This window comes from Nocardioides dongkuii (assembly GCF_014127485.1).
In the GTDB taxonomy this organism is placed as follows: domain Bacteria; phylum Actinomycetota; class Actinomycetes; order Propionibacteriales; family Nocardioidaceae; genus Nocardioides; species Nocardioides dongkuii.
In genome coordinates, this window is the sequence record NZ_CP059903.1 from 858,649 (window position 1) to 875,048 (window position 16,400).

Sequence of the window (16,400 nt, forward strand, 5' to 3'; positions counted from 1 at the left end):
CTCCCGCCCGCGGCCGCCGTGCCGGGTGGTCCGTCAGCACACCAACGCGTGGTCGACCGACAGGTCGGCGTCGGTGGCGGTGAGGAACCGCGACATCAGGCCGGCGACGTACGCCGGCTCCTCCATGTGCGGGGAGTGCCCGACGTCGGTCAGCACCCGGGTGTCCCAGTCGGGGCGCAGAGTTTCGGCGGTCGCCGCCGCGCCTGCGGGCAGCACCCGGTCCAGCTCGCCGTGCAGGACCAGGACGGGGCACCCGGCGCCGGCGATCGCGTCGCGGTAGGTCTCGCCGTGGGTGACCAGGAGGCCGACCGACCGCGCGGCCTCGATGAACGTGGCGGAGGGGTCCTCGCCGGCCTCGAGGGCGAGCTCCAGCTCGGCCGCGAGCGCGGGGGCGAGGCGGGCGGCCTGCTCGAGGGAGCCGCAGGTACGCCGCAGGCCGTTCATCACGTGCTCGACGGTGCCCGCGCGGCTGAGCCGGCGGCGCAGCGCCTGCCGTCCCGCCCAGGGCCACAGGCACATCGCGACGTGGGGGAGCACGGCGGCGCTGATGGTGACTGCGCGCTGCGGCATGGGCGGAGCGAGCAGGATCATCCGCTCGACCCGGTCGGGGAGCGACGCGGCGGCCAGCAGGCTCGCGGCCGCGCCCATCGAGTGGCCCACCAGGGTCACGGGCTCGTCGAGCTGCTCGACGATCCGCGCGAGCACGTCGGAGGAGTCCAGGACCGCGGTGCTGCGTCCGGCGGCGGGGGAGCGGCCGTGGCCGGGGAGGTCCACCGCGAGGACCCGGTGGTCGGCCGTCAGCTGCGCGGCGAGCGAGCCCCACCCGGCGTGCGAGCTGGCCAGGCCGTGCACCAGGACCAGCAGTGGTGCGCCGGCCGGGCCGCCGAAGTCGGCCACGTGGACCGGGCCGTCCGCGTCGATGAAGGTGGAGGTCAAGGTCGAGCTGGAGACCGACGACGACGCAGAGAGGGCCACGAGCGCTCACTTCCTCCCAGCGAGGACCCGATGCGCCTCGACACAGGAGAGATGTGCCCCCTCCTGACCGCAATTATGCGGACTTCTTTACCGACGTTCGTCACACCCCGTCCGGGCGGCCCGCCGACCCGGACGCGGACGCGGTCGTGCCCCGGCGCCACGGCAGCGTGCCCTCGAGCTCCACCTCCAGCGAGAAGCTCAGGAAGGTCCGCACCAGCACGATCAGCCCGAGCGCGGCGGCGCTCCGCAGCGTCGGGTCCACGGTGATCGTCATGACGATGTCGGCGATGATGAGCAGCTCCAGGCCCAGCAGGATCGCGCGCCCCACGTTGCGGCGGGCCTCCTCGTACACCTCGCCCGCCTCCCTGCGCCGCAGGGAGAGGCCGGCGCGCACGAAGGCGGCGAGCGAGCCGAGGACGAGGATCGCGACGCCGCCGATCTCGAACCCGTGGACGACGGCCTCCATCAGCTCGTCGAAGCCGATCTCCATGCCGGGGCCGCCTAGCTCGCGGCGGCGAGGGAGACGACCTCGCCGCGGTCGACGGGACGGACCTGGGTGCGCAGCCCGCGCCGGGCGCAGGTGGCGAGGAAGTCGCTGAGCGGCGAGCGGAAGACCGTGTAGTCGTCGTGGTGGACCGGGACGGTGACGGTGGGGTCAAGGAGCGCGGCGAGGTCGGCGCCCTGCTCGGCGTCCATGGTCACCAGGAGCCCGAGGGCGCGGGTCCCGCCGAGGTGCAGCACCGCCGCGTCCAGCGGGCCGGTGCGCTCGACGACCTCGCGCAGCCAGGGCCGGTACAGGGTGTCCCCGCTGAGGTAGAGGCGGAACGGCGCGTCGGCGCCGGGCCGGCGCAGCTCCAGGACGCTGCCCATCACCGGCGGCAGCAGGTGCTTGGCCGGGCCGGGGCCGTGGACGCCGGGGGCCGACGTCACGGTCAGCTGCCACCCGTCGCGGTCCAGGGTGACGGTCTCCCAGGTGCGCAGGTCCCGGGCCTCCGCGAAGCCCCACGTCCGCAGCTTCCGGGCGGCCGCCGGGGTGGTGAGCACGGGCAGCTCGCGGGTCAGCTCGGCGCGGGCGATCCGGTCGAAGTGGTCGCCGTGCAGGTGGGAGAGCACGACCGCATCCAGCGCGGGGAGGTCGGCCGGCTGCCGCGACGGCTCGGTCAGCCGCTTCGAGAACAGACCCTTGCCGAGGTACGCCCGCTGGCCGCGGTGCAGGAAGTTGGGATCGGTCAGCAGCGAGAACGGACCGAGGCGCAGGATCGTCGTCGCCGTCCCGATGAACTCGAGGGTGGTCTCCGGCATGACCGCGGGTTCCCGGGACGGTGTGCGCCCAAACGCGCGCCGGTTGGGCGCGCGGCCCCTGCCGTTGGTAACCTGACCCGGCAGGTGGTCCGCGGTTCCCAGCGGTTGGCGCAGCCGGACCACCACACCACGCACCTCCGAGCCGGCGGATCCCGCGGCCGGCGCGAGGAGCGCACCACGGCGATCACCCGGCCGGGACCACCAGTGTCCGGCCCCGTCCACTCGTCCGCGGGGCCGCGCGCGGTGGTCACCCGGTTGGCCGGCTCTGCCCGGCACGTGGAGGAGGGGTCCGTGGCTCGACGAGGCCAGCGCCAGAGCGCTCGCCGTCCGGCGGCGCGCGAGCGTGGTCGTGCGCTCGACAACGAGGGCATCATCCCGGTGCTCGCCCGTGCGGTGCGCGAGGTCGAGACGACCGTGCAGCGGGGCCGCGTGGACGGGTCGACGCGCACGAAGTTCCAGGTCGTCGCGATCCTGGTGCGCGAGGAGCGGGCCCGGCTCAAGGCCGACGAGGAGATCACCGAGCACCAGCGGGGCGAGGAGCTCAAGCGCCTCGACGGCATCGCCACCATCCTGGCCAAGACCGCAGCCCGGGACACCTCCATGCTGGTCCTGCTCGCCGAGGACGCCACCCTCTCCGACTCCGCGCGCGAGCTGAAGAACGAGATGCTCCGCGCCGCCGGCGCCGAGCCCGAGCCGGACCCCGAGCCGGAGCCGGAGGCCGACCTGCTGGGCGTGCCCGCGCACCGCCGCGTCGTACCCCGGTCGGTCATCTCGCGCCAGCTCTCCAACCCGTTCCTGGTGCCGGACTTCTCCGCCGTCCCGCCGCCGCCGAGCGGCCCGCGCCGGCTCGCGACCTGGGAGCTGCTGGGTCCGCTGTTCCGCTCCTTCGAGCAGGGCGGCGCGTCCTCGTCGATGTCGCTGCCCGAGCCGGGTGCGATGAAGCTGCCCCCCGGCCTGGAGCTGATGCACCACCAGGCGCAGCTCGTCGCCGCCGCGGGGGAGGGGCACCGCACCTTCCTGCTCGCCGACGAGCCCGGCCTCGGCAAGACCGCGCAGGCGCTGCTGGCGGCGCGCGCCGCGGAGGCGTACCCGCTGCTGGTCGTGGTCCCCAACGTCGTCAAGACCAACTGGGCCCGCGAGGTCCGGCTCTGGACCCCCGAGCGCACCGCGACCGTCGTCCACGGCGACGGCCACGACGTCGACGGCTTCGCCGACATCGTGGTGATCAACTACGAGATCCTCGACCGCCACGTCGGCTGGATGGGCGACCACGGCTTCCGCGGGATGGTCGTCGACGAGGCGCACTTCATCAAGAACAAGGGCTCCCAGCGCTCGCAGCACGTGCTGCACCTCGCCGACAGGATGCGGGAGCGCACCGCCCGGCCGCTGATGATGGCGCTCACCGGCACCCCGCTGATCAACGACATCGAGGACTTCCAGGCGATCTGGGAGTTCCTCGGGTGGATCGACGACAAGAAGCCGCTGCGCGAGCTGATGGACAAGCTCGAGGAGACCGGCCTGACCCCGGCGGACCCGGCGTTCTACCCCGCCGCCCGGGCCCGGGTGATCGAGATGGGCATCGTGCGCCGCCGCAAGGTCGACGTCGCCGCCGACATCCCCGCCCGCCGCGTCGCCGACCTGCCGGTCGAGCTCGAGGGCGAGGTCGGGCGCTCGATCCGCGCCGCGGAGCGCGAGCTGGCCCGCCGCCTGGTCGAGCGCTACGACACCGCGCTGGCCACCCGCACCTCCGGCCGCACGGTCGAGGGCATCGACCACGAGCTGGTACGCCGGGTCGCGACGTGGGAGCGCGAGGACACGACGACCACGTCCACCGGCGAGAACGTCTTCGGGATGATGCGTCGCATCGGCCAGGCCAAGGCCGGGCTCGCCGCCGACTACACCGCGCAGCTCGCGCGCAACGTCGGCAAGGTCGTGTTCTTCGCCAAGCACGTCGACGTCATGGACGTCGCGGAGGAGACCTTCGAGCGCCGCGGGCTGAAGTACGCCTCGATCCGCGGCGACCAGACCCCCCGGACCCGGCAGAAGAACATCGACGCCTTCGTCGAGGACCCCGAGGTCGCGGTCGTCGTCTGCTCGCTCACCGCGGCGGGCGTCGGCCTCAACCTCCAGGTCGCCTCGAACCTGGTGCTGGCCGAGCTGTCCTGGACCGACGCGGAGCAGACCCAGGCGATCGACCGGATCCACCGGATCGGCCAAGACACCCCGGTCACGGCGTGGCGGATCATCGCCTCGCAGACGATCGACACCAAGATCGCCGAGCTGATCGACAGCAAGGCCGGCCTCGCCGCCCGCGCGCTCGACGGGTCCGACGCGGAGGTCACCTCCTCCGCCGACGTCCAGCTCGAGGCGCTCGTCGCGCTGCTCACCGAGGCGCTCACCGAGCGCGCCGCCGCCTGAGATCCCTACCTGTGGACTAACCCGCCGAGTCGGCGCACCTGTGCGCCGACTCGGCGGGGTCGTCCACAGGTCAGGGGTCGGTGCGGAGCAGGCCGGGGCCGAAGACGAAGCGGTCCACCTCGATGCGGAGGGCGACGCGGGTGGGGTTCGCGCGCGGCGGGCGGTAGCGGGCGGCGTACCGCTCCACCGCGCGGGCCACGGTCGCGGCGTCGTCGTGCACGCTCGCGCGTCCCTCGATCGTCGACCACCGGGCCCCGTCGACCTGGCAGGCGGCGACGAGCGGGTTGGTCGCGAGGTTGCGCGCCTTGCGCGAGGCGTCGTTGGTGATCACCCAGGCGCACGACTGCTCCGGGTCGAGCGCGACCCCGACCGGCACGAGGTGCGGGCGACCGTCGGGGCGCAGCGTGGTCAGCGTGCAGAGGTGGCGCTCGGTCCAGAAGTCCAGGAGCGGAGCGGGCAGCGCGTCCCAGCCGGGCACGAAGGTGGTCACGTCCGCACCCTAGGCCGGGGTTCCTAGACCCAGCGCGAGAACCAGATCCGGTCCAGCCACTCGCCGTGCGTGAGCAGCCCGTTGGTGTAGATCGGCCAGAACCAGGCGAAGTTCAGCAGCACCACCACCACGAAGGAGCCGGCCGCGACCACCCCCGCCGTACGCCGGGGGCTGGCGGGGGGCGCGGTGCCGACCAGCTTGCCGAGCGCCAGGGTCAGCGCGATCACCACGAACGGCAGCGTCACGACGGCGTAGAACAGGAAGATCGGGCGGTCGTCGTACTGCAGCCACGGCAGCCAGGTCGACGCGGTGCCGACCACCGCGATCCCGAACCGCCAGTCGCGCGCACCGACCCAGGCGACCACGGCGTACAGCAGCGCCAGGATGCCGCCCCACCAGATCGCCGGGGTGCCGATCAGCAGTACCTGGCGCAGGCAGGTGCTGCCCTGCGGGGCGTCGCAGCCGCGGGTGCCGGGCTGGATGTCGGTGTCCGCCGCGACGCCGACCGGGCGGTTGAGCAGCAGCCACCCCGACGGCTTGGAGGCGTAGGTGTGCTCGCTGTCGCTGAGGAAGTGGGTGTGGAACATGAAGAGGTCGTGGTGGTAGCTGGCCAGCGAGCGCAGCGACTGCCAGACCTCGGCCGGGCCCGAGGCGTCGGGCTCGGTGGCGGTCGGCCACCGCTCGGTGCCCTCGGCGACCGCGACGTCGCCCTCCATCCGGTCGAAGCGGGTGTACTGGGTCGAGGAGAGGTGCTCCTCGTACTCGTCGGCGTGCACGAGCCACCCGGTCCAGGTCGCGACGTACACGCACAGGCCGACGACGACGAGGTAGCCGAAGGCGGGTACGCCGTCCACCAGCGCCGAGCGGAGCACCGGCGACCGGACGCCGAAGGAGCGGCGGGCGCCGGCGCTCCACAGCCAGACCAGGATCCCGAACGCGGCGAGCGCGTAGAGCGCGGTCCACTTGGTGCCGACCGCGAGCCCCCAGCAGACGCCGCTGGCCAGCAGCCACGGCCGCCAGAGCATGGCGCGGACCGGTCCCCACCCGGACCGCACCTGGCCGGTGACCTCCCGCGCCATCCGGGCGCGGAACCAGAACCGGTCGTTGACCAGGCAGGACACCGCGCAGAGGGTGAACAGCGCCAGGAAGATGTCGAGCAGGGCCAGCCGGGAGAGCACGAAGTGCAGCCCGTCGAGGCTCAGCAGCAGGCCGGCGGTGCACCCGAGCAGCGTCGACCCGGTGAGCCGGCGGACCAGCCGGCACATCACCAGGACCATCAGCGCGCCCGCGACCGCCGCGGAGAACCGCCACCCGAACGGGTTCATCCCGAACGCCTGCTCGCCCAGCGCGATCAGCCACTTGCCGACCTCGGGGTGCACGATCATCGCCGGCTGGTCGGTCCACTGGCCGGTGGTCCGGCCGTCGAGGATGGCCTCGTTCGCGTCCTCGACGTACCCCCGGACGTAGCCCTGGTGGAGCAGCGACCACGCGTCCTTGGCGTAGTAGGTCTCGTCGAACTCGAACTCGCGGGGCGACCCGAGGTGCCAGAGCCGCAGCGCCAGCGCCAGCACGGCGATCCCGATGCTCGCCGCCCACCCGAGGAGCCGGTCGTCCGAGCCGCCCCAGCCCGTGGCCCGCTGCCACGCGGTGGGCCCCGCGAGACCCACCTGCTCGGCCGGCTCACGCGCGGTGACGGGGGCTGCTGCTGGCACGCCGGAACTCTACGGGGGCCCGCGCTCCTCACCCTGCCGCGACCGTCCGGCAGCGAACCCGCCGATCGGCGTGAGTTGCGGGCCGCCTCGGACAACTCACGCCGACTCGGCGGGCAACTCACGCCGACTCGGCACCTGCGATGATCGGGCCATGACCGGCGTCCTCGTGCTCGCGGCCACGCCGATCGGGCGGGTGGGCGACGCGCCGCCTCGGCTCGCCGAGGAGCTCGCAGGCGCCGACGTGGTCGCCGCCGAGGACACCCGCCGGCTCCGGCGGCTGACGACCGACCTCGGGGTGAGCATCGGCGGGCGGGTGGTTGTCCTACTTCGAGGGCAACGAGGTGGCGCGCACGCCGGTGCTGCTGGAGGCGCTGCTCGCGGGCGAGCGGGTGCTGCTGGTGACCGACGCGGGGATGCCGAGCGTCTCCGACCCCGGGTACCGCCTGGTCGCGGCCGCCGTCGAGCACGACGTGCCGGTGACCGCCGTGCCGGGGCCGAGCGCCGTGCTCACCGCGCTGGCGGTGAGCGGGCTGCCGGTGGACCGGTTCTGCTTCGAGGGCTTCCTGCCGCGCAAGGCGGGGGAGCGTGCGCGCCGCCTCCGGGACCTCGCGCACGAGGAGCGCACGATGGTCTTCTTCGAGGCGCCGCACCGCACCGGGACCGCGCTGGCCGCGATGGCCGACGCCCTGGGCGCCGACCGCCCCGCGGCGGTCTGCCGTGAGCTGACCAAGACCCACGAGGAGGTACGCCGGGGACCGCTCGGCGACCTGGTCGCGTGGGCCGCCGAGGGGGTGCGCGGCGAGGTCACCATCGTGGTCGCGGGCGCGACCCCCGGTGCCGACGTCGCCACCGACCCCGCGAGCCTGCGGACCGCGGTGGCCGAGCACGAGGAGGACGGGATGAGCCGCAAGGACGCGATCGTGGAGGTGGCCCGGCTGGCCGGGCTGCCCAAGCGCGAGGTCTACCAGGCCGTGCACGTGGGAGGGGAGCGATGAGCCGGCTGACCAGCTGGACCCGCGACGGACTGGTCTTCGACGTCCGCGACGACGGTCCCGAGGACGGCACCCCGATCGTGCTGCTGCACGGCTTCCCCGAGCGCGGCACCAGCTGGCGGCACGTGGCCCCGCTGCTGCACGCGCAGGGGCTGCGCACCTACGCGCCCGACCAGCGCGGCTACTCCGAGGGCGCCCGCCCGGCCGGCCGCGCGGCGTACGCCGTCCCGGAGCTGGTCGCCGACGTCGTCGCGCTGATCGAGGAGATCGGCGGCCCGGTCCACCTCGTCGGCCACGACTGGGGCTCGATGGTCGGCTGGGCGACCGCGGCGCGCCACCCCGAGCTGGTGCGCAGCTGGACCGCGGTGTCGGTGCCGCACCCGCGGGCGTTCACGAACGCGATGCGCACCTCCCGGCAGGGGCTGCACAGCTGGTACATGGGCCTCTTCCAGGTGCCGCTGGTGATGGAGACCCTCGCGAAGTGGGCCGGCGGGCCGGTCGACCAGGCGCTGCGCGCCTCCGGCATGACCGCCGAGGAGGTGGCCCGCTTCCGCACCGAGATCGTCGACAGCGGGGCGCTGCCCGGCGCGCTGGGCTGGTACCGCGCGCTCCCGCTGAGCGGCGGCAAGGGCATGGGCGGCCGGGTCGCGGTGCCGACCACCCTGGTGTGGAGCACCCGCGACACCGCGATCGTGCGCGCCGGCGTCGACGCGACCGAGGAGTACGTCGACGGCGACTACCGGCTCGTCGTGCTCGAGGGGGTCAGCCACTGGATCCCGACGCACGCGCCCGAGGAGCTCGCGGCGGCGATCCTGGAGCGGGTGGCCGGCACGTGAGCGACCGGCCGCCGGCCCCCGAGCCGCTGCCGCACCCGGTCGTCGACAACCACTGCCACCTCGACATCGCCCGGCACGGCGACGACGACCCGCTGCCGGTCGAGGAGGCGCTCGCGGCCGCGGCCGCGGTCGGCGTACGCCGGGTGGTGCAGATCGGCTGCGACCTGCCCGGCGCGCGCTGGGCGGTCGAGGCGGCGGCGACGTACGACGCGCTGGTCGCCGGGGTCGCCCTGCACCCCAACGAGGCGCCGCTCCTGGCCGACCTCGACGCGGCGATGGCCGAGATCGAGGCGCTCGCGGGCGCGCACGACAAGGTGCGCGCGGTCGGCGAGACCGGGCTCGACCACTTCCGCACCGGCGAGGAGGGCCGGGCCGTGCAGGAGGAGGCGTTCCGGCGCCACGTCGACCTCGCCAAGCGGCTCGACAAGACCCTGGTCATCCACGACCGCGACGCCCACGACGACGTGCTGCGGGTGCTCGACGAGGAGGGGGTGCCCGACCGCTGGGTGATGCACTGCTTCTCCGGGGACGCCGACCTCGCCCGCCGCTGCCTGGACCGCGGCGGCTACCTCAGCTTCGCCGGGACGGTCACCTTCAAGAACGCCCAGCCGCTGCGTGACGCGCTCGTCGTGACGCCGCCGGACCGGCTGCTGGTCGAGACCGACGCGCCGTACCTCACCCCGGTCCCGCACCGCGGCCGCACCAACGCGTCGTACCTGGTGCCGCTCACGGTGCGCGCCATGGCGGAGGTTCGGGGCGACGACCTGGAGGAGCTCTGCGCGGCCCTCGACCACGCCACCGAGGAGGCGTTCGGCGGCGCCTGGTGACCCCGGGGCGCCGCCGTGGCGGTGCTCACATCGAGGGACGGGCATTTGCATCGCGTCCGCGTCCCTGTTCCGATGGAGTCGACAAAAGGCCGGGATCGGGACCGAACCGACCGTGCGTCAGGGCCACCACCGCCCGCGCACGACCCGCCGAGAACCTCGTCGACAGGCGGGTTCGAGGGTGCGGGAAGTCCCGAGGCCCGGGGAGCTCGACGTTCGGAGAAGTGTGGCTTCCACACAGCACGACCCCCAGTCCACCCCGCCCCAGACCACGCCGTCCCCCACCGCCTCCGGGGGCCGGCTGAGCCGCCTGATCCGCAGTCGCGGAGTCCTGATCGGGCTCTGCGCGCTGGTCGTCCTGGCGGTCGCCGGCAGCGTCCTCGGCTACCAGGCGCTCTCCACCACCGTGACGCTCACGGTGGACGGGGAGGACCGCGAGGTCCGCGCGATGGGCGGCACCGTCGAAGAGGTCCTCGACGCCGAGGGGATCGAGGTCGGCGAGCACGACTCGGTCGTCCCCGACCTCGACGAGAGCGTCACCGACGGCGGCCGCATCAACGTGCGGTACGGCCGGCCGCTGACGCTGAGCGTCGACGGCAAGGAGCAGACCCACTGGGTGACCTCGACCGAGGTGGCCTCGGCCCTCGGCGAGCTCGGCCGCACGTTCGGCGAGTCGCGCCTCTCCGCCAGCCGCAGCGCCACGATCGGCCGTCAGGGCCTCGAGCTCGAGGTCGTCACGCCGAAGACGCTGAAGGTCAAGATCGGCGACGGCAAGCTGCGCAAGCGCACCGTCACCGCGCTGACCGTCCAGGACGCCCTCGACGAGCTCGACGTCCGGGTGAGCAAGCACGACGTCACCACCCCGAAGCTCGGCGCGAAGCTGGAGGACGGCGACCGCGTGGTCTTCACCCACGTCCGCTACGCGACCCGCAAGGTCGCCGGCGAGTCGATCGCCTTCGACACCGTCGAGCGCGACGACCCCTCGGCGTACGAGGGCGAGGAGACGGTGGTCCGCGAGGGCGCCGCCGGTGCCCGCAACGCCGTCTACCGCCTCACCTTCCGCAACGGCGAGCTCGCGAAGCGGGAGCTGGTCCGCCAGCGCCTCGTGCGCGCTCCGGTCGACCGGGTCGTCAAGATCGGCACCAAGGAGAAGCCCGCGCCGGCACCGGCGCCGGCGGCACCCTCGTCGAACTACGCCTCCGGCAACAGCGTCTGGGACGCCCTCGCGCAGTGCGAGTCGGGCGGCAACTGGGCCATCAACACCGGCAACGGCTACTACGGCGGCCTGCAGTTCAACCTCGGCACCTGGCAGGCGTACGGCGGCACCGGCCTGCCGAGCGCCAACAGCCGCGAGGCACAGATCGCCGTGGCCACCCGGCTGCGCGACGCGACCGGCGGCTACGGCTCGTGGCCCTCGTGTGCGGCGAAGCTGGGGCTTCCCCGCTGACGACTAGGGTTCAGGTCATGCCCACCTCCGCCGGTCCCCGTCTGCTGGGGCCGGCGGAGGTGCGTCAGCTGGCGGCCGAGCTCGACCTGCGGCCGACCAAGCAGCGTGGCCAGAACTTCGTCATCGACGCCAACACCGTGCGCCGGATCGTCCGCGAGTCCGGCGTCGGTCCCGACGACGTGGTGCTCGAGGTCGGCCCCGGGCTCGGGTCGCTGACCCTGGCGCTGCTGGAGGTCGCGCGGCACGTCGTCGCGGTCGAGGTCGACGAGGTGCTCGCCGCCCGGCTGCCCGCCACCGTGGCGGCGTACGCCCCCGAGCAGCGCGACCGGCTCGAGGTCGTGCTCGCCGACGCGATGCGGGTCAGCGAGCTGCCCGGCCCGTCGCCGACGGCGCTGGTCGCCAACCTGCCCTACAACGTCTCCGTGCCGGTGCTGCTGCACCTGATGGCGCTGCTGCCGTCGCTCGAGCGCGGCCTGGTGATGGTGCAGGCCGAGGTCGCCGACCGGCTCGCGGCCCCGCCGGGCTCCAAGGTGTACGGCGTCCCGTCGGTCAAGGCCGCCTGGTTCGCCGACGTACGCCGCGCGGGGTCGGTCGGCCGCAACGTCTTCTGGCCGGCGCCCAACGTCGACTCCGGCCTGGTCGCCTGGACCCGCCGCGAGCCGCCGGTCACCACCGCGACCCGCGAGCAGGTCTTCACCGTCATCGACACCGCCTTCGCCCACCGGCGCAAGGCGCTGCGCGGCGCCCTCCGCGGGCTGGCCGGCTCGGCCGAGGCGGCCGTCGCGGCGCTCGAGGCCGCTGGCGTCGACCCGATGGCGCGCGGCGAGGTGCTCGACATCGCGGCGTACGTCCGGATCGCCGAGGCGCTGCCCTGGGAGGACCCGGAGTGACCGCTCGGACCGTCCGGGCACCCGCGAAGATCAACCTGCACCTCGGCGTCGGTGCCCCGCGCGAGGACGGCTACCACCCGCTGCTCACCGTCTACCAGGCCGTCGGCCTGTACGACGACCTCACCGTGCGCCCGGCCGACGACTGGTCGGTGGACCTGGAGGTCCCGGACTGGATGGCCGGCGTCGTGCTGCCCGCGCTCGACGACAACATCGTCACGCGCGCCGCGCGGCTGCTGGCCGCGCACCACGGCATCGAGCCGCGGGGCGCGGTGCACGTCGCCAAGTGCATCCCGGTCGCGGGCGGGATGGCGGGCGGCTCCGCCGACGCGGCCGCCGCGCTGGTGGCGCTGGACCGGCTCTGGGGCACCGGGACGAGCGACGAGGACCTGCTCCGGATCGCCGGCGTGCTCGGCAGCGACGTGCCGTTCGCGCTGGTCGGCGGCTCCGCCGTCGGCACCGGCCGCGGCGAGCTGGTCGAGCCGGTCGCCGACGTCGGCACCTGGTGGTGGGTCGCCGTGCCGTCGGACCGGGGGCTCTCCACCCCGGCCGTCTACCGGCACTTCGACGAGCTCGTCCCCGACGCCCCCGCCGACCCGCCGCCGGCGGACCGGCTGGTCGCGGCGCTGGCCGCGGGGGACCCGCACGCGCTCGCGGCGGCGCTGCACAACGACCTCCAGGAGCCCGCGATCGACCTGCGTCCGGAGCTGGGCGACCTGCTCGCCCGCGGCGAGGCCGAGGGCGCCCTGCGCGGGATCGTCTCGGGCTCCGGGCCGACCTGTGTCTTCCTCTGCGAGTCCTCCGACGCGGCGCGTGCCGTGGCCGGGGCGATGACCGACGACGCGCACCCCGCCGTCCTCGTGACCCACGGCGCCGTCGCAGGCGCCCACCTGGTGACTTATGGCTAATCTGCTGAACCTCGAACGCGTGTCCAAGTCCTACGGCGTCCGCCCGCTGCTCACCGAGGTCTCCCTCGGCGTCGCGCAGGGGGAGCGGATCGGCATCGTCGGCCGCAACGGCGACGGCAAGACCACCCTGCTGGAGGTGATGACGGGGATCGAGGAGCCCGACACCGGCCGGGTCTCGAAGATCCGCGGCCTGCTGGTCGGCTACCTGCACCAGGGCGACGAGCTCGTCGACACCCACACCGTCCGGGAGGCCGTGCTCGGCGGACGCTCCGACCACGAGTGGGCGGCCGACGCGCGCATGCGCGAGATCGTGGAGGTGCTGCTCGCGGGCGTCTCGCTGGACCGGTCGGTCCTCGGCCTCTCCGGCGGCGAGCGCCGGCGCTGCTCGCTGGCCGCGCTGCTGCTCGGCGACCACGACCTCGTCGTCCTCGACGAGCCCACCAACCACCTCGACGTCGAGGCGGTCGCCTGGCTGGCCGACCACCTCGCGAAGCGCACCTCGGCGCTCGTCGTGGTCACCCACGACCGGTGGTTCCTCGACGCGGTCTGCCAGTGGACCTGGGAGGTGCACGACGGCGCGGTCGACGTCTACGAGGGTGGGTACGCCGCGTTCGTGCTCGCCAAGGCCGAGCGCCAGCGCCAGTCCGCGGCGTCCGAGACCCGGCGCCAGAACCTGGTCCGCAAGGAGCTCGCCTGGCTGCGCCGCGGGGCGCCGGCGCGCACCGCGAAGCCGAAGTTCCGCATCGACGCGGCCAACCAGCTGATCGAGGACGTGCCGCCGCCGCGCGACCGGCTCGAGCTGCAGAAGTTCGCGACCCAGCGGCTCGGCAAGGACGTCATCGACCTCGAGGACGTCGACCTGGTCCGCGGCGACCGGGTGCTGCTGCGGCACGCCACCTGGCGGCTCGGGGCGGGCGACCGGGTCGGGATCGTCGGCGTCAACGGCGCCGGCAAGTCCTCGGTGCTCGCGCTGGTCTCCGGCGCGCTGGAGCCGTCCGCCGGCAAGGTACGCCGAGGCCGCACCGTCGCGCTGCGCCACCTGACCCAGCAGCTCGACGACCTCGATCCCGCCGGCCGCGTGCTGCCGACGGTGGAGTCGGTGCGCCGGGTCACCAAGGTCGCCGACGGCGAGGTCACGGCCAGCGCGATGCTGGAGCGGTTCGGGTTCACCGGCGACCGGCTCACCGCGCGGATCGGCGACCTGTCCGGCGGCGAGCGGCGCCGCTTCCAGCTGCTCCTGCTGCTGCTGGACGAGCCGAACGTGCTGCTCCTCGACGAGCCCACCAACGACCTCGACATCGAGACCCTCAACGTCCTCGAGGACTTCCTCGACGGCTGGCCCGGCACCCTGATCGTGGTCTCCCACGACCGCTACTTCCTCGAGCGGGTCACCGACTCGACCTGGGCGCTCCTCGGCGACGGCCAGCTCTCCATGCTCCCGCGCGGCGTCGACGAGTACCTCGAGCGCCGTCGCGCGGCCCTGGCTGTGGAGAACGCCGCCGAGTCGGCGCACATGTCCGCCGTCTCGGCGGGTTCCTCCACAGCTGCGTCGGGTCCGGGGTCGGCGAAGGCGCGGTCGGGGAGCGCCGAGGAGCGGTCGGCGCGCAAGGTGGTGGCGCGGATCGACAAGCGGCTGGCGCGGATCGCGGAGCTCGAGACGTCGCTGGGCCAGCAGGCGCTCGAGCACGCGCACGACTACGAGCGGCTCGCGGGGATCAGCCGGGAGCTCGAGGCGCTGACGGCGGAGAAGGAGCAGCTCGAGATGGAGTGGTTCGAGGCCGCGGAGCAGCTGGAGTAGCTCAGTCGAGCAGCTCGACCGAGCCCACGGCGTACAGGCGCCGGGCGAGGACGACCGCGGCGCCTGTCGGCGTACCCATCGGCACCAGCAGCCGCGGTCCCTCGTCGTCGACGACGACCGCGACCCGGCCGTGCAGCCAGGCCGTCCACGCCGACCGGCGCTGGGCGGGTGCCGCGTCCTCCGCGGACACGACGGTGACCGGTGCGGGGTGGAGCAGCGAGGTGGCCATGCCTCCCCATCGGCACCCGGGTGACCGGGTTGAGCCTCAGGACCCCGCGAACGGGGCGAGCAGGGTGCGGAGCAGGCCGGCCAGCTGCTCGCGCTCGGGCGCGGGCAGCCCGGCGAGCAGCTCGCGCTCGGCGTCCAGCAGCGCCTCGAACGCGCCGTCGACGGCGGTCTTGCCCTCGGTGGTCAGCCGCACGATCACGCCCCGGCGGTCGTCGGGGTCGGGGGAGCGCTCCACGAACCCGCGGGCCGCGAGCCGGTCGACGCGGTTGGTCATCGTCCCGCTGGTCACGAGGGTCTCGCGGAGCAGCCGCCCCGGCGAGAGCTCGTACGGCGACCCGGCGCGGCGCAGCGCCGCCAGGACGTCGAACTCCCACGACTCGATGCCGTGCGCGGTGAACGCGGCCCGGCGGGCGAGGTCGACGTGGCGGCCGAGGCGGGAGATCCGGCTGAACACCGAGACCGGCGCCAGGTCGAGGTCGGCGCGCTCGCGCGCCCACGCCTCCACCAGCTCGTCGACCTCGTCCCGCATGCGGCACACCCTACCGCCCATCGAGAATCTTGACATCAAGAGAATCCGGGCGGACGATCGTGGCATGGCGCACACCTGGGACCCCGACCGCTACCTGACGTACGCCGACGAGCGCGGCCGGCCGTTCGTGGAGCTGCTGGCCCGGGTGCCGGCGGCCGCGCCGGAGCGCGTCGTCGACCTCGGCTGCGGCCCCGGCAACCTGACCGCGCTGCTCGCTGAGCGGTGGCCGGACGCGTCCCTGCTCGGCGTGGACGCGAGCCCCGAGATGGTCGCGGCCGCGCGCCGCGACGTCCCCGGCATCGCCTTCGAGGTCGGCGACCTGCGCGACTGGCGACCGGAGGCCCCGGTCGACGTCCTGGTCTCCAACGCCACGCTCCAGTGGGTGCCCGGCCACCTCGACCTGCTGCCGCGCCTGGTCGACGCTGCGCGGCCCGGCGGCTGGCTCGCCTTCCAGGTGCCGGGCAACTTCGAGGAGCCGAGCCACACGATCCGCCGCGACCTGGCCGACGAGGAGCCCTACCGCGCACACACGCGCGAGGTCGCGGTGCCGCAGGCGCACGGCCCGGAGGTCTACCTCGAGGCGCTGGCCACCCTCGGCTGCGGCGTCGACGCGTGGGAGACCACCTACCTCCACGTCCTGACCGGCCCTGACCCGGTCTTCACCTGGGTCTCCGGCACCGGGGCGCGGCCGACGCTGCAGGCGCTGCCCGACGACCTGCGCGACGGGTTCGAGGCGGAGTTCCGCGCGCGCCTCGCCGCGGCGTACCCCACCCGACCGTGGGGCGTGGTGCTGCCGTTCCGGCGGGTCTTCGTCGTGGCACAGGTGCCGGCATGAGGCTGCACCACGTGCCGGTGGTCGAGCAGTGAGGAGCCCCAGCGACGAGCGGTGTCGAGACCCCCGCAGCGTGCCGGCGACCTGGATCGAGGCCATGGGTTGGTTCACCGGGTTTCGACATCGCTCAGGCGCAGAGCGCCTTCGCTGCTCAACCACCGGCAACCGGTGGTCGCCCTCGAGGCGACGGGTTCGCGCCTGGTCGAGATGGGGTACGCCGTG

General features: G+C 74.2%; 15 protein-coding genes and 1 pseudogene. 9 read left to right on the top strand and 7 right to left on the bottom strand.

Translation table 11 applies throughout. The features are described 5' to 3' along the window. Positions 1-33: 33 nt before the first annotated feature. The 3 genes from H4O22_RS04070 to H4O22_RS04080 form a co-directional block, all read right to left on the bottom strand. Positions 34-936 (bottom strand): alpha/beta fold hydrolase, encoded by a 903-nt coding sequence (locus H4O22_RS04070; RefSeq protein WP_182525791.1) that lies wholly within the window; start codon positions 934-936, stop codon positions 34-36. 139 nt (positions 937-1,075) lie between these two features. Further along, entirely contained in the window at positions 1,076-1,465 is a 390-nt protein-coding gene (locus H4O22_RS04075; protein ID WP_182525792.1) for a DUF1622 domain-containing protein, read from the bottom strand. A gap of 11 nt (positions 1,466-1,476) precedes the next feature. Next, positions 1,477-2,277 (bottom strand): MBL fold metallo-hydrolase, encoded by an 801-nt coding sequence (locus H4O22_RS04080; protein WP_182525793.1) that lies wholly within the window; start codon positions 2,275-2,277, stop codon positions 1,477-1,479. A 291-nt stretch (positions 2,278-2,568) separates the two neighbouring features. Between H4O22_RS04080 and H4O22_RS04085 the strand changes: the two genes are divergently transcribed. Further along, the gene (locus tag H4O22_RS04085) at positions 2,569-4,695 is read left to right on the top strand and encodes a DEAD/DEAH box helicase (protein WP_182525794.1); all 2,127 of its coding nucleotides are present in this window, start codon (positions 2,569-2,571) and stop codon (positions 4,693-4,695) included. Positions 4,696-4,765: 70 nt separating this feature from the next. On the opposite strand, the gene H4O22_RS04090 is transcribed toward H4O22_RS04085, so the two are convergent. Continuing rightward, entirely contained in the window at positions 4,766-5,185 is a 420-nt protein-coding gene (locus tag H4O22_RS04090) for a pyridoxamine 5'-phosphate oxidase family protein (RefSeq protein ID WP_182525795.1), read from the bottom strand. 23 nt (positions 5,186-5,208) lie between these two features. Further along, entirely contained in the window at positions 5,209-6,897 is a 1,689-nt protein-coding gene (locus tag H4O22_RS04095; RefSeq protein ID WP_244963097.1) for a dolichyl-phosphate-mannose--protein mannosyltransferase, read from the bottom strand. 151 nt (positions 6,898-7,048) lie between these two features. Between H4O22_RS04095 and rsmI the strand changes: the two are divergent. From rsmI to H4O22_RS04130, 7 genes and pseudogenes are all read left to right on the top strand, one after another. Then, positions 7,049-7,892, top strand: a pseudogene (gene rsmI, locus H4O22_RS04100) (16S rRNA (cytidine(1402)-2'-O)-methyltransferase). Continuing rightward, the gene (locus H4O22_RS04105) at positions 7,889-8,725 is read left to right on the top strand and encodes an alpha/beta fold hydrolase (RefSeq protein ID WP_182525796.1); all 837 of its coding nucleotides are present in this window, start codon (positions 7,889-7,891) and stop codon (positions 8,723-8,725) included. The pseudogene rsmI and the gene H4O22_RS04105 overlap by 4 nt, the downstream one beginning before the upstream one ends. Beyond that, positions 8,722-9,552, top strand: coding sequence for a TatD family hydrolase (locus H4O22_RS04110; protein WP_182525797.1), 831 nt, complete (start codon positions 8,722-8,724; stop codon positions 9,550-9,552). Before H4O22_RS04105 ends, H4O22_RS04110 begins: the two co-directional genes overlap by 4 nt. A gap of 223 nt (positions 9,553-9,775) precedes the next feature. Continuing rightward, positions 9,776-10,996, top strand: a complete 1,221-nt coding sequence (locus tag H4O22_RS20715) for a resuscitation-promoting factor (protein ID WP_280530180.1) — start codon at positions 9,776-9,778, stop codon at positions 10,994-10,996. A 17-nt stretch (positions 10,997-11,013) separates the two neighbouring features. Beyond that, entirely contained in the window at positions 11,014-11,886 is an 873-nt protein-coding gene (rsmA, locus tag H4O22_RS04120) for a 16S rRNA (adenine(1518)-N(6)/adenine(1519)-N(6))-dimethyltransferase RsmA (RefSeq protein WP_182525798.1), read from the top strand. Continuing rightward, entirely contained in the window at positions 11,883-12,791 is a 909-nt protein-coding gene (locus tag H4O22_RS04125; RefSeq protein WP_182525799.1) for a 4-(cytidine 5'-diphospho)-2-C-methyl-D-erythritol kinase, read from the top strand. Before rsmA ends, H4O22_RS04125 begins: the two co-directional genes overlap by 4 nt. Continuing rightward, the gene (locus H4O22_RS04130) at positions 12,784-14,589 is read left to right on the top strand and encodes an ABC-F family ATP-binding cassette domain-containing protein (protein WP_182525800.1); all 1,806 of its coding nucleotides are present in this window, start codon (positions 12,784-12,786) and stop codon (positions 14,587-14,589) included. Before H4O22_RS04125 ends, H4O22_RS04130 begins: the two co-directional genes overlap by 8 nt. A gap of 1 nt (position 14,590) precedes the next feature. On the opposite strand, the gene H4O22_RS04135 is transcribed toward H4O22_RS04130, so the two are convergent. Both H4O22_RS04135 and H4O22_RS04140 read right to left on the bottom strand, forming a co-directional pair. Further along, the gene (locus H4O22_RS04135) at positions 14,591-14,818 is read right to left on the bottom strand and encodes a hypothetical protein (RefSeq protein ID WP_182525801.1); all 228 of its coding nucleotides are present in this window, start codon (positions 14,816-14,818) and stop codon (positions 14,591-14,593) included. Between the two features lie 36 nt (positions 14,819-14,854). After that, entirely contained in the window at positions 14,855-15,346 is a 492-nt protein-coding gene (locus H4O22_RS04140) for a MarR family winged helix-turn-helix transcriptional regulator (protein ID WP_182525802.1), read from the bottom strand. 64 nt (positions 15,347-15,410) lie between these two features. Between H4O22_RS04140 and H4O22_RS04145 the strand changes: the two genes are divergently transcribed. After that, a complete protein-coding gene (locus H4O22_RS04145; RefSeq protein ID WP_182525803.1) occupies positions 15,411-16,181 on the top strand; it encodes a trans-aconitate 2-methyltransferase in 771 nt (256 codons plus the stop codon). Positions 16,182-16,400 lie beyond the last annotated feature (219 nt).

Bases quoted from the DNA above. Each gene is read 5' to 3' on its own strand.
- H4O22_RS04135 (WP_182525801.1), bottom strand. From the start codon at position 14,818: ATGGCCACCTCGCTGCTCCACCCCGCACCGGTCACCGTCGTGTCCGCG.
- H4O22_RS04140 (WP_182525802.1), bottom strand. From the start codon at position 15,346: ATGCGGGACGAGGTCGACGAGCTGGTGGAGGCGTGGGCGCGCGAGCGC.
- H4O22_RS04080 (WP_182525793.1), bottom strand. From the start codon at position 2,277: ATGCCGGAGACCACCCTCGAGTTCATCGGGACGGCGACGACGATCCTG.
- H4O22_RS04145 (WP_182525803.1), top strand. From the start codon at position 15,411: ATGGCGCACACCTGGGACCCCGACCGCTACCTGACGTACGCCGACGAG.
- H4O22_RS04130 (WP_182525800.1), top strand. From the start codon at position 12,784: ATGGCTAATCTGCTGAACCTCGAACGCGTGTCCAAGTCCTACGGCGTC.
- H4O22_RS04075 (WP_182525792.1), bottom strand. From the start codon at position 1,465: ATGGAGATCGGCTTCGACGAGCTGATGGAGGCCGTCGTCCACGGGTTC.
- rsmA (WP_182525798.1), top strand. From the start codon at position 11,014: ATGCCCACCTCCGCCGGTCCCCGTCTGCTGGGGCCGGCGGAGGTGCGT.
- H4O22_RS04105 (WP_182525796.1), top strand. From the start codon at position 7,889: ATGAGCCGGCTGACCAGCTGGACCCGCGACGGACTGGTCTTCGACGTC.